Raw genomic sequence first — 14709 nt, forward strand, 5'->3', positions numbered from 1 at the left:
GCAATCGAGTTCATGTGAGATCTCTTGACGAGCCTTGGCCGGCCGGTCAGCCTATACGCTTATGTGCTATACGAGTCGAATTTCTGGAGGATAACCTTACCGGAACAACCGGTACAGGAAAGTTCAATAGCGGCTTTCCAGATACCCTTACAATTGACCCATTGCCCCACAATCGCCAGTATTTCGAAGACCATCTTGCGTTCATGCAAGACTACTTCAATACAGTTTCTAAAGGCATGGTCACCTTTGAACGGCTTGACGTGTATCCGCTCGCACATGACAGTGCCTACACTCTGTCATTCCCTATGTGGCACTATAACCATAATTCTGATACGGCTTTGTTGAATCGCCGGCTTGTTGAACTTTTTGCACAATCCACGACCCTGGCTTCATCGGACATCAATTTTGAATCGTACGATGCAATTCTCGTCTTCCATGCCGGAGTCGGGAAGGACTTCAATATTGGCTTCGACAATACGCCATTTGACATTCCATCCGCCTACATTTCAGAAAGTGACCTTCGCCGATACAATCTTAACTTACCTTCAGGTGTAACGCGTGGCCTGATCCTTCCTGAAGGTCAGAATCAAGACGAAACCCTCCAACTTGGCGTCGAACTATCGTTGAATGGTGTCATGATCAAGCTTTTTGGCAACTGGCTCGGCATGCCTGACCTCTACAATACAGAGACAGGCGCGAGTGGCATCGGAAGGTGGGGTATGATGGATCAGGGATCGGGCAATGTTAATGCAATGGTACCTGCGTATCCCGATGCTTGGTCCAGGGTGTTCATGGGGTGGTCAACTGCAAACACAGTGCTTCCTGGCGGAGCCGTGGACACAATCTCCTTGGCACGTCCCGGTAGCGATTCCATTCCAGATATAGTGAAGATTCCAATTTCCGCGAACGAGTATTATCTGCTTGAAAACAGGAATGCAGATGCAGATTCGGTGGGTCATGTCGCACTTTATGATCGCGACGGGCGACTAATGACCGTTGACCTCCTCGGCAATGTGTATGTTGAGACTGACTTCAAGATACCAGTGCGTGCATCACACTATGATTTTGGAATTCCAGGAAGCGGCATCCTCATATGGCATATCAATGACAGTGTAGTATCAGCGAATTATTCAACAAATCGAATAAATGCGAACCCGCAATACAGAGGTGTCGATCTGGTTGAGGCCGATGGGTCACAAGATATTGGCCGTGAATACGGGTTTGCGACCGCGGGATCCGGCACAGAGTTAGGAGTGCAGGAAGATTGCTGGTACCGCGACAACCGAACGCATAGAAACGCTAACGGAGGCACGGCATTCGTCAGGTTCAACAACAATACTCGTCCGGCAGCCGTGACTAACGATCAAAGAAAGTCGTACTTGTCGATCGAGAATTTCAGTGATATAGACTCAGTAATGTCGGCTATGGTGTCGAATTCGATAGCAATGGACGGTTTTCCTGTTCAGCTTGGCACGAATTCTCCGCACAATTGGTCACTTGCCGATATTGATCTAGACGGCAAACAGGACGTATGCTTTCAGAAAGATAATGAAATTCGTGGAATAGGTAGTGATTCCGGCTTGACCGTACTGAAACGATTTGAAGCGAATGTCGAGTTCGACTTGCGAGCAAGCCGTTATCCAATAGATGTGAACGATAACGGACACAATGAGATATGGTATGTCGCTGGAAATGACTCATTGGGATTCGTGGAAGTTACAAATGTTGGTACAATTCAGCGAAATGCTGCTTTGCCAGTAAGTTCGTTTTCAATTGCTAGATTAGAATTCTTGGATACCGATCCAAATTTGGTAGTGCTCTTTCAAGGGAATGGGACCATGGATTTTCCGAGAAGAGTCACTATTTTCAATTCAAGCCTGAACCTTATTCTTCAGCAGGAAGTCGATTGGGGCGGATTTCACGGGTTGTCAAATCTGACGTCAGTAGCAGCAGGCAATGTCCTTTTCTGGAGCTCAGACAGGGCACTGCTCTTGGACATTTCAGATTCCGCTCGCGTTGTTTGGAATGTTGTGTTACACAATTCAAATCAACCCACGATAATCTCTGGACCGGAATCATCGGAGATCTATTTCCCAAATAACGGCTATGTCAACTTCGATTCTGGGGCGTTGATTTGTCCAGCTTCAGAATGCCTAGAACCTATAGCCGACTGGGATCAGGACGGTGTAATTGATGGTGGCGGTTCGCGCGGCGCAGATCACACGCCACGAGAGGACTTTCCTTTCCAAAGTTTGAACATGGATGAGCTGTTTGACCTGAATTTTGATGGTTTTCCAGATCTCTTGCGAGTTACCAATGAAAGCAGCAGTTTAACCGATCTCGAAAGCTCGACTGTTCATGCTTTTGATCATCGAGGAGCGCGATACTCCGATTTTCCACTTGTAACATTAGGAAGACCAACGATCGTCACCCTGGACACTACTGAGCGCAGGTACTATGCGATAACTGAATACCGCAGCGGCAGTCACCACGTAATTGGTCTGCTTCGGCTTCCAATAGTGCCTGAAGGTCAATCAGCCAAGTCCTATGCAGACGTCGAGAACAGGATAATTTTCCTCGGTCCGTTGCAGAATGAAGTGCACAGCAGGGAAGAATTCGTATATGTTTGGCCAAATCCGACAAACGCAATTGCTAACTTTAGGATTACATTGCCTTATGCCGCTTCAGTCGAAGCAAAAGTGTTTGATCTTGCGGGCCGATGCGTGGCAAACTTAAGTACGGAATCAAGCTACGCAGGAACTTTTGACCTTCAGTGGGATACAGTTACAGTTGAGAGTGGAGTGTACTTGGGAAAAGTATTAGTACATGGTGGTGGTCAATCCCGCGAGAGCACCATCAAGATTGCTGTAGTGAAATGAGAGCAATTTTGCTGTATCTACTTGTTGTCGCGACATTCTCGTCGATTGCCGTTGCGCAAACTGCAGAGTTTAACAGGCCACATTTGGAGTGGATGTCGTTTGAGACGGAGCATTTCATAGTACATTACACGAGTGGTTTGGAAGATGTTGCCAACATGGCAGCGGATATTGCGGAAAGAATTCATGATCCGCTCTGTCAGGTATACGACTACTATCCCGACACGAAAGTGTCCCTCATTTTCTCCGACGTTGACGATATTGCCAATGCCGGTTCTTACTTTCAATCAAACAAGATTAAGTTCTACGCAACCTCGATGGCTTGGGACTTTCGTGGTACACATAATTGGCTGCGAAACGTTGTTACACACGAGTATACGCACATGATCCAGCTTGGCGCAACAAGAAAGTGGTCACGGCGCTTCCCAGCTTTCTATGTGCAGGCCTTAGGTTACGAACCCGAACGGCGACCCGACGTTCTATATGGCTACCCGAATACACTTATAAGCTGGCCACTTCCGTCTGTTACAATCCCAGCTTGGTTTGCTGAAGGAACTGCGCAGTACCAATTTGACGGTGCAGGTTACGATTATTGGGACAGTCACCGCGACATGTTACTTAGGCAGTCAGTCCTTTCAGATCGTCTTTTGACCTTGGAGGACATGGGTTTTTTTGGAAAAACGAGCCTGGAATCCGAGGGTGTGTACAATCAAGGATTCTCTCTTGTAAAGTATATTGCAGATAGAAGCAACGGAGTAGAGACTCTTGGCCAGATTTCACGAAAGATGTCGTCGCTTTTACCAGTTACGTTGAATAAGGCTATTGAAAGTGTAACAGGAAAATCCGGCACGGATTGGTACAACGAGTGGAGTGCTGAACTTCGCACAAAGTATGGTGAAACTAAGAGCATGCTTCTACCATACCTTTCCACATTTGATACTCTCGAGAAGTCGGGATTCGTCGGTGCTTATCCTGAATTCTCGACCGATGGTAATAGCCTCCTGTTTATATCAAACTCCGGTCGAGAGTACTTTGGACAATCATCTCTGTACTGCTACAATCGACAACTTGATTCCATTTCACTGATTGCACCATCCGTCCAAGGCAATGCATGCTGGGTGCGTGGGGATAGTTCGGTAGTTTTTACAAGAAGAACGTCAGACAATCCGCATGGTGCGCTGATTTATGATATTTATGCATACGACGTAAACAATAAGCGCGAAGCGCGACTTAGTCGAGGATTGCGAGCGGAGCATATTGATGTGTCACCTGATGGGAAATACCTGGCATTCACGATTAACGAAGCTGGCCGAAGAGAAATTGCAATTGCCAAGATGCCTGAACTTGGCAAGTCAATGACCCCATTCGGCAAGGAATCAATACTGTATCGTTTGCCCACATTGCCTCATGAGCAGTACTATTTGCCAAAGTGGTCGCCGGACGGGCGCAGAATTGCTGCAGCACATCATCTTGATAAGGGACGCAACATACGTGTCTTCCTGTTTGATTCAACATCCGTAGAATTGACTCTGGATTTGGAAGTGAGCGGAAAAGGAGCCGAGCTTAGAGATCCATCTTGGGCTGCTGATAACAGACATTTATATGTCTCTTATGATGAGAGCGGCATTCAAAACATCTATAAGCTGTCACTGGAGAATGAGTCTCTTGAAAGGTTGACCGTGGTACTCGGCGGCGCTCATTACCCTGACGAGAACAACGGCAGTTTAGCTTTTGCAGAGTTTTGTAATGACGGTTTCCGGATTTGCGTAATGGATTCAATCACTCCTGTACGACTTCCACGGAATTCACTTGACTTGGCTGTTTCAAATTATATGGCAGGTATACCGCGCAATGAGGATATTCCAAGCCCCGTCATTCGAAATGCCTCGCCCTATCGTCCACGATTTGAATCGCTGTATTGGTTTCCGCGAATTGCTTTTGACTACAATACTTTCAAGCCAGGCACTTATCTCGTTTTGAATGATGTCCTAGACAAGATGACATTTATTGGCGGCGCTGCGCTTAATCAAAAGCGTGAATATGACATATATGGTCTCGTGGAGTACAAACAGTTTTATCCCACAATATTTGCAGAATACTTTAACATACAGAGAAGACTCACTTCATTTTTCGCCGACTCCTCGCGAATTATTGGTGAGGTTGAAGGACCTGATGGCATCAATCCGATATATGATGAGTATAGAATCAGGTATAGATACAATTTAAATGAAGTAAGTGTCGGACTTGGCGTCCCCCTCAGTTCTGGAACGAACATTAAGTCACGGGCAACATATGATCAGTATGTTGCACACAACCGATTCGACGATGAATCGAGTGTCAGCCTTACCTATTTCAGAGGGTGGTCATGGAAGACAGGTGTATATACGGATTCCCGCCGCCCAGGTTTGTACACGGAAATTAGTCCAAACAGTGGCTATCGAGGCTATTTTGAATACACGAGAGCAAACCATGACTTTATCAGCGATATAGAGATTGGTGGTGATGCCATTGGACTGCGCGAGATATACGACCCCAATAACTATGGGCTCTTTGAACTTGGCCTTGAAAAATATTTCAAGTCTCCTATCCACGACCATACAGCTGAAGTTCGCCTTAAGGCTGGATACATGGATGAGAACGTAGATCCATTTTTCTATCAATATGCCGGGGGCTTGCCGGGGATGCGGGGCTACTCGTTCTATAGCCTTGGCGGGACTCGAACCGCGGTTGCGACACTAACGTATCGCTTTCCGCTCATCAGCAGAGCGGCTTTGGGATTGTGGCCGCTTTCGCTCAACAGGGTTTTTGGATCGCTATTTGTTGATGCTGGAGATGCATGGGTGGGTGACTACACGGACCGCACGATAAAGAAGGACATCGGTGCAGGTATTCGGGCTCAACTTCATTCCTTCTATTCTTATCCAACTGCAGTTTCTATTGATGTTGCTTATGGCCTGGATGAATTCGATGTAATTGAAGGTGATGTCCTGACCAGTTACGGCGACGAATTGCGCTACTACCTGACCGTTCTGTTTGACTTCTACACCCCGATAATTCCACCTGCCAGACATCCGTCAAGCTGCCTCTGTTCGAATTGTACACACAATTAGCAAGAAATAATATATGGAGTATAAAATGCGCTCCCCACACGTTTATCGTATCATCGTCGCACTGACAGTCCTGTCTATGATTCCCATTACCGGGTTTGCCGGGGATTTCGGTGTGTCACCACATCGTGCGCAATTCGCAGCGCCGGATTTCGGACAAGCTCCTGCTGAAGAGACATCACCACCAGACTTAGGTGGGAAGAAGAACGTCGGGCGCGCAGTCATGTTCAGCTTGATTGTGCCGGGTACCGGCCAACTTTATTCGGGATCTTGGCTTAGGGCACTTCCTTGGTTTGCCGTTGAAATTGCCGGTTGGGCATTATTCTCCCAGTACCACGCCAAGGGAACTGACAAGACGGATGAGTTTGAAGCTTTTGCAGGACCGTGGAAGAATAACGATCCATCAAACGGTAATTTCAATTATGACGCCTATATGGTGCGTGAGTACCAAGTAGCCTCCAATGAGACGTTTGCGCCAGTTCAATATGAAGGCAGTTTCGAAGATTGGTTGACCCTTGAGTGGGAAGATAGATCATCGCACCTTCCAGCGCCTTACACACACGATATTCAAACTGGAGATCGACAGCAGTATTATGAGATGATTGGCAAGTACTTCGAGCAATTTGGATTCGGATGGATTGACACGTATGACCGATCAGTTCCACTAAATGGCTCTACTCCTGAAAATATTTGGAGTGTTGGCGGCGACGACATTGCTACGGTCAAGTATGATGGACAGAGTCAACTCTTTTTCACATACCGAGATATGCGAGGTGAGGCGAATGACCTTCTCGAAAAGGGCAATACTATGATGGAACTTGTCTTGGTTAATCATGTGTTGTCAGCCCTCGATGCTGCGTTTGCAGCACGAAGCTACAATCGCAAGCAGGAATCCGCTGGACTGGGTTCAATGGACTTGAACTACCGAATCAGAGCAGATAGGGAAGGCGATCTGACCAGAAGCCTCACTCTTAGCATGCCGCTTCCCAGGCTGAACTAAGAGTCTACTTCCACACCAAGAGGATAAGCAGATGTATCGTACCATGGCCACTGTGCTATGCCTGTGCTCCGTTGCATTCGCGCGAGAGCCGGGGCAAGCGCTTTTTCTCAAGTCTCTGCTGATTCCGGGTTGGGGGCAATATGAAGCTGGAAGGACGGATCATGCGTTAGCATTCTTGGGTGTAGACTTGCTACTGATTGGTTCTGCACTGAGTCTCCATCATCATGGAAGTCAGCTCCGCGATGATTATAAAGCGTTTGCATCGACACACGCAAGAGTCCGTGGAGATCACAATCGCGAGTTCTACATAGACGTTGCAAATTGGATGAGCGTGTACGATTATAATGACCAACGAATGTCGGAACGCAACTTTGGTGCGGTTTATGACACTGATTCGCAATATTGGATGTGGGACTCGGAAGCGAGTAGATCGTATATGGATGAACTTAGGCTCACGTCGGATCGCTCCCTGAATCGCGTGATCTATGCAGTTGCACTAATCGGAGTCAATCACATTGTGAGCGCATTTCACGCCGGTCGCCTCCAGTCCAACGCTGCGAAATCTGAGACAGGTCATTTCGGATGGAACGCACACCCTGTGACGACGTCTGACGGAGGCAAGCTCCAGTTCCTACTTTGGTGGTAATTAATAGTTGTGCCTGAGCGAACTCTCATTACAGGTGCGTCAGGTCTGCTTGGATTCGCCCTTGCAACACATCTTGTCCATCGAGATTTCGATATTCTAGGTGTTTCGAGAACGCAATCATGTGTCGGTCACTTCCCGAATGTAAGACTAGATCTCACGCAATTTGACAAACTGCGTGATTTGGTTCATAACTTACGTCCAACTGTAATTGTGCATGCTGCGGCACTCTCAACGGTAATACCGTGCGAGAGGTCACCGGATGAAGCGTGGTTGCAGAATTACTCGGTCACGAAGCATTTAGCTGATGCCGCAAATCATGTCAGTGCACACCTCGTATTTATTTCGACCGACCAGGTTTTTGATGGACAGCAAGGATTGTACAATGAGACTGCTCTGCCCCGGCCTACAAACGTCTACGGCAAGACAAAGCGTGCAGCTGAGGAAGCACTTTCTTCAATCTGTAAGCGATTTCTTATAATTCGCAGCAATAATATCGTTGGCAGAAACTTCGGCATGGGTTTGTCATTCACAGATAAGCTACTTGAAGTACTCCTGAGTGGCCGGCCTGTCACATTGTTTACGGACCAGATCAGAAGTCCGATTCATCTAAGAGAGTGCGTGCACGCGATTGAGTGTTGCCTGCGAAACAGGGTGGAGGGCTACATTAATCTTGGGGGACATGAAGTCCAGAGTCGGTATGAAACCGGACTCGCGCTAGCACAAGCTTACAACATATCACAGGATCTGATACTACCCTGCACGATGAGCTCTCATCCAGACCGTGATTTTTTGCACAGGGATGGTTCGTTTAACACGACTAAACTACGTTCACTATTTCCCAGTATTGCGGGTGAAACAGTTGTAGCTGGCTTCAGAAGAGACTTTATTGCAGACAGGAAGTTGAATCATGCATGAACCTTTGCTTACTGTGTTTGCCAAGGATACGTTAATACCTGATGGTCTAATTGACATTGCTCGCGAGAGAAAGTGGGAATCTGCTGTTTGCAGTGGGATTGGCGGGGTATGCGAAGTTGAATTGGCCTACTTTGATAGCATAACAAAGGAGTATCAAAGTTTTTGGATACCAGAGATAGTTGAACTTGTTAGTCTTAATGGCAATCTAACATGGTTGGAAGACAAACCCTTCTGGCATCTGCATGCATTGGTAGCAGACAGGGAAGGGAAGACAAGTGGCGGTCATGTTCTCAAATGCAAAGTTGCCTTGACACTTGAATTGGCGATTTGGCCACTTTCTTCAAGATTCGAAAGGAAACATGACGAAATTTCCGGATTGAATTTGATTCATGCGTGACGATATCTATAATCGACGTTACTTCATTGCTATCGCCGGCAACATAGGTGCAGGAAAGACCACGCTGGCACAGAAGCTCGCTCTGCAACTTGGTTGGAAATGCTACCTTGAGCCAGTAATTGATAATCCATACCTTCCGGATTTCTATGCAGATATGAGCAAGTGGTCGTTTCATCTCCAGGTGTATTTCCTTAGCAAGCGCTTTCAGAATCAGCTTGAAATCGAAAGAGATGAGCGCTCATGCGTTCAGGACAGGACAATCTACGAGGATGCCAGGATCTTTGCAAATACGTTGCATCGACGTGGATTAATGAGCCGAAGGGATTGGGAAAACTATCAATCCCTTTTTTCCTCTATGGTAAGCAACTTGAAGAAACCTGATTTGGTGATTTACCTTCATTCAGATATTGAAAACCTAATGCAGAGGATTCATCAACGTGCTCGATACTTTGAAAAGTCAATAGATATCGAGTATCTTACTGAATTGAATCAGGCCTATACATTGTGGAAGGACGAGCCACAGGACCATTTACTGATACGCACGATTGACACTTCCAATGGTATCTCTGAGAACGAGGTCCTTGCGATTGCACTACAATTGTTGAGGCAGAACTTACAAATTGAGTTACCCTTTCCATGTTGAATATTGGTTCATTTTTGTCAGAGACTCGGCCACCCGTTACAGAAGCGACTGTAGTCGCAGCAGTCCTTGCCGTTCCAATCATCACGCTACTGCACGGTATTCCAGCTTTGAAAAGCGTCAGTACGCTGACTCTTGGATTGTCAATGGTTGCCTGGGCTTCGGCTTTTGTTGGTTGGAGGCTGACTCTAACGCGGGAACAGAGTAATAGTAATCGCGCGATCGTGCTCTGGTCGATCTCTATACTCTCTGCAATAGTAGTATTGGCCTACTCAAGCAAACTAAGTCCTCTTAGTGCAGCAGGTGTTGCATTATTACCTCTTTTGCTATTTGTGCGCAAGCGGCTAGTCGCCATGTCACATACTGCCAGGCAGATACTGATTCCTCTGACGTTCGGATCTGCTTTCATATACGCATCAGCTTCTCTTGGTGTAATTCAAGTAGGCGCATTCCCTGCAGTTATCGGAGCTTTGTTCGTGGCAGTTTTGCGATCTACATTGGACATTGAAGAAGACATTTTTGAGAATCACGCGTCAGCCAATGAAATCGAAGTAGAGCACCACTACCGACACAAGTTGGCGCTTACTGCATTGATTCTCTTTCTTTTTGGAACTGTTAGCTTGTGGCCATGGCTGGGAGAACTCTATGGCAAGGCATACTTCTGGATACTAATACTTGGAGTATTGATACCGCTGGCCTTCTTTTGGGGACGAATCAGGCAGCCAAAGATGGAGGGCGCCCGCGTTGCCCTTATAAGATTCAATCGTATAGCGCCAGTACTTGGCCTGATACATGTCTTGGCATTTCTAACAGCCCATTAGATTTGATCGTCAGGCTCACGCTAGTTTCATCATCTCCCCGCCGCATTTCCCTGCTCAAACGACTGGAGATTCCTTTCGATGTCGCTCCCGTACAAGTGCATGAGCGGTGGGACGCGACCTCGACCGTAATACTCGCGCAACAGAATGCGATGCGAAAAGTTCATGCATCCGAGCACTTTGGTGCAAGTCGGCGAATGCTGTTGGGTGCGGACACGGTCATTCATCACGATGGAGTCGTACTTGGCAAACCAGCCGGTCGTGAAAGTGCCAGACGCATGCTAAGTAGACTTTCTGGAAATTGTCACGAAGTTGTCACCGGATACTGCATCATGACCTTCAGTGAAGATGGGGCGATAAAAGACACGTGCGTCGATGCATCAAGTAGCTACGTAACGTTCGACCGCCTCTCAAAATCAGTGTTGACAGAGTATTTGGATTCGAATGAGTGGGTTGGCAAGGCCGGAGCTTATGCGATACAAGGGAAGGCCGGCGCGTTTGTAACTACTCTTAAAGGCGACTTTGACAACGTCGTCGGATTACCAGTGGAATCAATTCGTAATAAGTTTGGAACAGTCTTCTCAAATTATCAGTTTCTGTGAAGAGCTAAGAAAGGCCAGGGAATTCCAGGGCCTTTCGCTGGCCGATGTTGCGAATGAGACTCGAATTCCTCTCGAGTATTTGTCTGCACTTGAGTCTGGTCAACTCAGCATAATACCTGAACCCATACAGCGGGGCGTGATCTCCGCTTATGCCAAGTCCGCTCGGATGAACTCCGAGAAAGTTCTGCATTCGCTTGACGTGTTGAAAGGTGGGAAGTCTGTTTCGGACGCACGATTATCTGCATCCGACAGGCTATCTGATGAGTCGCTCACAGTCGGAATGACTAGGGCACAGATTCAAACTGCATGGTTTGCCTCAATTGCGGAAAACCGGCTCCTTCACTGGGTTCTCACTCTTTTGTTGCTTATTGTAGGAGTATGGATGACGGCGCAATGGCGTACTGACAGTAGTGGTTCTGCAACCGATCCGGTTACGGGCTTGTCCTCCAGTTTGCCAGTGTCCTCTTTTCGACCGACTCCAGTCCGAGAGATTCGAGAAATGATGCCTGATTCAATCAGGTTCATTGTGAGCTTTCCATTACAGGTGAGCGAGTTTAGCGCACTTGACACGGCTCAATTCCAACTCTGGTGGGGTATCCAGGAGGATAGTTCATACTTCATGTATCCACATGATAAAATAGAATTTATGCATTATAGCGGGTTGCGCATAAGTTCAAACAGTGGTGCCAAAGGTCTGATGGTCAGTGGTGAAGACACTTTTACAACACATTTTGGCAAGGATTCCCTGAACACATGGCTACAATTCCCGGATAGGACTGCCGCTGACGACGCACTTCTGGCGGAACCCGGAGATTCGATTACAGGTTGACAACTCCCGAACTCATTGTTATATTATGTTTTTGCCCCTTCCCCAAAAGGACCTGAGCTGATAAGTTTGTTTCGCACCAATGGTCTTCCTCATCTTCGCGTTTGTCACCCTTCTTTTCTACGCCTACTTTGAGTACTCAAGTCATCGAAGCAGGGCCAGGCGTATTCCCATCAGAATCCATGTAAATGGCACTCGAGGTAAGTCATCTGTCACTCGATTGATCGCAGCTGGTCTGCGAGCCGGGGGAATTCGCACGATGGCCAAGACCACCGGTACGCTTCCTCGAATAATCGACGTTGACGGACTTGAAATCCCAATCAAGCGCAAAGCCGGCGCAAACATAATTGAACAGACAAAGGTATTCAAGTACTTCGCGACAAGAGACCCCGAGGCCATTGTGATCGAATGCATGGCAGTTAACCCCGAGTACCAATGGATTTGCGAGCACAAGTTTGTTAACGCGACAGTCGGAGTCATCACGAATACAAGACTTGATCATATTCTTGAAATGGGGCCAACACTTGAAAACGTGACCCGGTCCCTGTGTAACACATTGCCTCATGATGGGGTGGCGTTTACGGCGGAGCAGAATATGTTCTGGATGATGCGGAAAGAAGCCGAGCAGGTAGGCTGCAAACTGCTTCGAGTTAATGCGGACAGCGTTTCTTATCTTGAACTTGGCCAATTCACTTACATTGAGCATGCGGATAATGTTGCGCTTGCGCTGGCTGTTTGTGAACATTATCAAGTCCCAAGAGAAGTCGCGTTAGAAGGAATGTACAGTGCCTTTCCGGATCCAGGAGCTTTACGAGTCATCGAAGCTGAGGAGAATGGCAGAGTTGCACAATTCATTAATGCCTTGGCGGCAAATGATCCAATGTCAACACTTGCGATTTGGCAGAAAGTGAAAACGCTGTCAACAGATCTAGGGGTAGTCTGCTTTCTTCTAAACACGCGAGCAGATAGGTACGATCGTACAATACAATTGCTCGAAATGGTTCGCGACAATCTGACATCAGAGTTCAACTACTTCTTTCTCAACGGAGAAAACTTGGAGAGAGTTTATAATAGCCTGCCCGAATATGGTATCGATCAATCACGAGCAGTGAAGATTGGTATGGCCGCTCCAAAGGCAACCTATGATGCAATCTTTGAGCGGATCCCAGACATAGGGACAGTATTTGCGATGGGTAATGTTGGAAAAGGCGGACTTGACATTGCAACTTTCTTTGGACAACGCAGAAGAGTTCGCAAAGGTGTAGTTGCAGCCTGATTTAGAAAGCTCAGTGTACACAGATACAAATGATTGAACTGACTATTGGACTTGGGGTACTCGTAAGCCTCTTGTTTCACGAAATTGTTGGCGCAGCAGCCGGTGGGATCGTGGTTCCTGGCTACCTTGCGATGCACCTGAACAGTCCCGCAAAACTCATCGGCACATTTGCAGTGGCTTTCATTGCATACTTGTGTATAAGAGTTGTTTCACGCTTCATGTTTGTATATGGTCGCCGACGTATGGTTTTGGCCATCATGTTTGGCTTTATTTTCGGCTACATTAGCCGGAACTTGATTATGAGCGATATGTGGATATCTGACCTGCGACTGGAGGCAATAGGTTTTATCATTCCCGGCCTGATAGCAAATTGGTTTGAGCGTCAAGGCGTGATCAAGACGCTCGCAACAATGTTGATTGCCGCGCCACTTGTAAAGTTACTTGTCATGGTAATCACGGGAGGTGAGATCTATCATGGCATTTAGACCCAGCCTTCGTTCAATTTGGACGCTTGTCGCAATGTCCGTTGTGTGTTATGGCTTGTATCTTTGGGCCGAGTACAGCAGGATTGAAGTCAAACGTGCAAACCATGAGTTAAAACTTGTTGCGGCGAATAGAATGAGTAACGCTCTTCGTGAACTTGCTAGTCGCCAGTTTAGTGGAAGCGAAAGTCTCGAGTCGTACGGTGATCCCCGTGTTGATGCATTGATAGGACAGCAATTCTCGACTATCACCTCAGATATAGGTAGCTTTGAGGAAAAGCTGTATGGCGCAAACCCCAACTTGGCCGCGGCTGTTATTGAGCTCCTGCTTGATGCCGGGCTGAAATCCGGGGACAAAGTAGCCATCGCACTCTCAGGCTCTACACCGGGTGCTAACATCAGCGTCCTGTGTGCTTGCAATGCCTTAGGCGTGGATGCATATACTTTATCTTCGCTTAGTTCGACATGGTGGGGCGCAACGGATCCCCGCAATACATGGGCAGATATGCAGTCCTTTCTTATAGATAAGGGAATAGTGAATTGCACAGTAGTTGGGTATTCTCTCGGTGGAATCGACGATAATGCACTTGGAATGTCGAGCCTTGGCCGCACTGAGTTAATTGAGGCAGTGGGCCGAAACAAGGCGAGGCTGATTGAAGCCACATCACTTAGTGAGTCTTCAAGAGAATGGTGGAAAGCGTTTAGGGCTTCACTTAACGGTCAAGTTCCTTCCGCCTATATTAACGTTGGTGACGGTTTAGCTAGCTTAGGGCACAAAGAGAATGGACAGTTACTCGGCAATGGAGTACACCGTCGATTGCCCGCTCGAAATTGGCCTGGAAATGGAGTCGTTCACATTGCAGCAAAAGAAAATGTGCCAATCATTAATTTCTACTCTTCGACAGAGCTGTCAAAGGAATATGGCTTGGGATCCCCACGACTTCCTTTGACCGAGCCTGGAATTGGCGATGTGTTCGTGACCATAAAGTATGATCTGCGAGTTGCGATTGCCGCTCTTGTGATTACGCTGGCAGCACTCTTCACTCTTGTTTGGTTTGATTCTAAGTACTTCCGGCTTGCCGATGCCGGTGTTGACCCGGAAACACTCTTATAATTCGCGCATC

General features: G+C 47.3%; 13 protein-coding genes. All 13 read left to right on the forward strand.

Annotated features, from left to right (window positions below):
- Positions 1–14: 14 nt before the first annotated feature.
- The 13 genes from HUU59_01710 (at position 15) to pgsW (ending at position 14699) form a co-directional block, all read left to right on the forward strand.
- Positions 15–2879, forward strand: a complete 2865-nt coding sequence (locus tag HUU59_01710; GenBank protein ID NUO18153.1) for a T9SS type A sorting domain-containing protein — start codon at positions 15–17, stop codon at positions 2877–2879.
- Positions 2876–5986 carry a hypothetical protein gene (locus HUU59_01715; GenBank protein NUO18154.1) on the forward strand — a complete coding sequence of 1037 codons (3111 nt, stop codon included), beginning with the start codon at positions 2876–2878 and terminating at the stop codon, positions 5984–5986. The genes HUU59_01710 and HUU59_01715 overlap by 4 nt, the downstream gene beginning before the upstream one ends.
- Positions 5987–6011: 25 nt before the next feature.
- Complete coding sequence (locus HUU59_01720; protein NUO18155.1) at positions 6012–6983, forward strand: hypothetical protein; 972 nt, start codon at positions 6012–6014, stop codon at positions 6981–6983.
- A gap of 31 nt (positions 6984–7014) precedes the next feature.
- A complete protein-coding gene (locus HUU59_01725) occupies positions 7015–7629 on the forward strand; it encodes a hypothetical protein (GenBank protein NUO18156.1) in 615 nt (204 codons plus the stop codon).
- A 9-nt stretch (positions 7630–7638) separates the two neighbouring features.
- Positions 7639–8544 carry an SDR family oxidoreductase gene (locus HUU59_01730; protein ID NUO18157.1) on the forward strand — a complete coding sequence of 302 codons (906 nt, stop codon included), beginning with the start codon at positions 7639–7641 and terminating at the stop codon, positions 8542–8544.
- Positions 8537–8941 carry a DUF296 domain-containing protein gene (locus tag HUU59_01735; protein ID NUO18158.1) on the forward strand — a complete coding sequence of 135 codons (405 nt, stop codon included), beginning with the start codon at positions 8537–8539 and terminating at the stop codon, positions 8939–8941. Before HUU59_01730 ends, HUU59_01735 begins: the two co-directional genes overlap by 8 nt.
- Entirely contained in the window at positions 8934–9584 is a 651-nt protein-coding gene (locus HUU59_01740) for a deoxynucleoside kinase (GenBank protein NUO18159.1), read from the forward strand. The genes HUU59_01735 and HUU59_01740 overlap by 8 nt, the downstream gene beginning before the upstream one ends.
- 107 nt (positions 9585–9691) lie before the next feature.
- Positions 9692–10402, forward strand: coding sequence for a hypothetical protein (locus HUU59_01745; GenBank protein NUO18160.1), 711 nt, complete (start codon positions 9692–9694; stop codon positions 10400–10402).
- A gap of 2 nt (positions 10403–10404) precedes the next feature.
- Complete coding sequence (maf, locus tag HUU59_01750; protein NUO18161.1) at positions 10405–11001, forward strand: septum formation protein Maf; 597 nt, start codon at positions 10405–10407, stop codon at positions 10999–11001.
- Positions 10967–11830, forward strand: coding sequence for a helix-turn-helix domain-containing protein (locus tag HUU59_01755; protein NUO18162.1), 864 nt, complete (start codon positions 10967–10969; stop codon positions 11828–11830). The genes maf and HUU59_01755 overlap by 35 nt, the downstream gene beginning before the upstream one ends.
- A gap of 79 nt (positions 11831–11909) precedes the next feature.
- The gene (gene pgsB, locus HUU59_01760; GenBank protein ID NUO18163.1) at positions 11910–13103 is read left to right on the forward strand and encodes a poly-gamma-glutamate synthase PgsB; all 1194 of its coding nucleotides are present in this window, start codon (positions 11910–11912) and stop codon (positions 13101–13103) included.
- Between the two features lie 29 nt (positions 13104–13132).
- Positions 13133–13588 carry a poly-gamma-glutamate biosynthesis protein PgsC gene (pgsC, locus tag HUU59_01765; GenBank protein NUO18164.1) on the forward strand — a complete coding sequence of 152 codons (456 nt, stop codon included), beginning with the start codon at positions 13133–13135 and terminating at the stop codon, positions 13586–13588.
- Entirely contained in the window at positions 13578–14699 is a 1122-nt protein-coding gene (gene pgsW / locus HUU59_01770; protein NUO18165.1) for a poly-gamma-glutamate system protein, read from the forward strand. Before pgsC ends, pgsW begins: the two co-directional genes overlap by 11 nt.
- The last annotated feature ends 10 nt before the right edge of the window (positions 14700–14709 follow it).

The organism is bacterium (assembly GCA_013360195.1).
Taxonomy (GTDB): Bacteria; Electryoneota; RPQS01; order RPQS01; family RPQS01; genus JABWCQ01.

Excerpts from the sequence above, each read along its gene's own strand:
- HUU59_01715 (NUO18154.1), top strand. The coding sequence starts at position 2,876 with ATGAGAGCAATTTTGCTGTATCTACTTGTTGTCGCGACATTCTCGTCG.
- HUU59_01720 (NUO18155.1), top strand. The coding sequence starts at position 6,012 with ATGCGCTCCCCACACGTTTATCGTATCATCGTCGCACTGACAGTCCTG.
- HUU59_01725 (NUO18156.1), top strand. The coding sequence starts at position 7,015 with ATGTATCGTACCATGGCCACTGTGCTATGCCTGTGCTCCGTTGCATTC.
- HUU59_01735 (NUO18158.1), top strand. The coding sequence starts at position 8,537 with ATGCATGAACCTTTGCTTACTGTGTTTGCCAAGGATACGTTAATACCT.
- HUU59_01740 (NUO18159.1), top strand. The coding sequence starts at position 8,934 with ATGCGTGACGATATCTATAATCGACGTTACTTCATTGCTATCGCCGGC.
- pgsB (NUO18163.1), top strand. The coding sequence starts at position 11,910 with ATGGTCTTCCTCATCTTCGCGTTTGTCACCCTTCTTTTCTACGCCTAC.
- pgsC (NUO18164.1), top strand. The coding sequence starts at position 13,133 with ATGATTGAACTGACTATTGGACTTGGGGTACTCGTAAGCCTCTTGTTT.
- pgsW (NUO18165.1), top strand. The coding sequence starts at position 13,578 with ATGGCATTTAGACCCAGCCTTCGTTCAATTTGGACGCTTGTCGCAATG.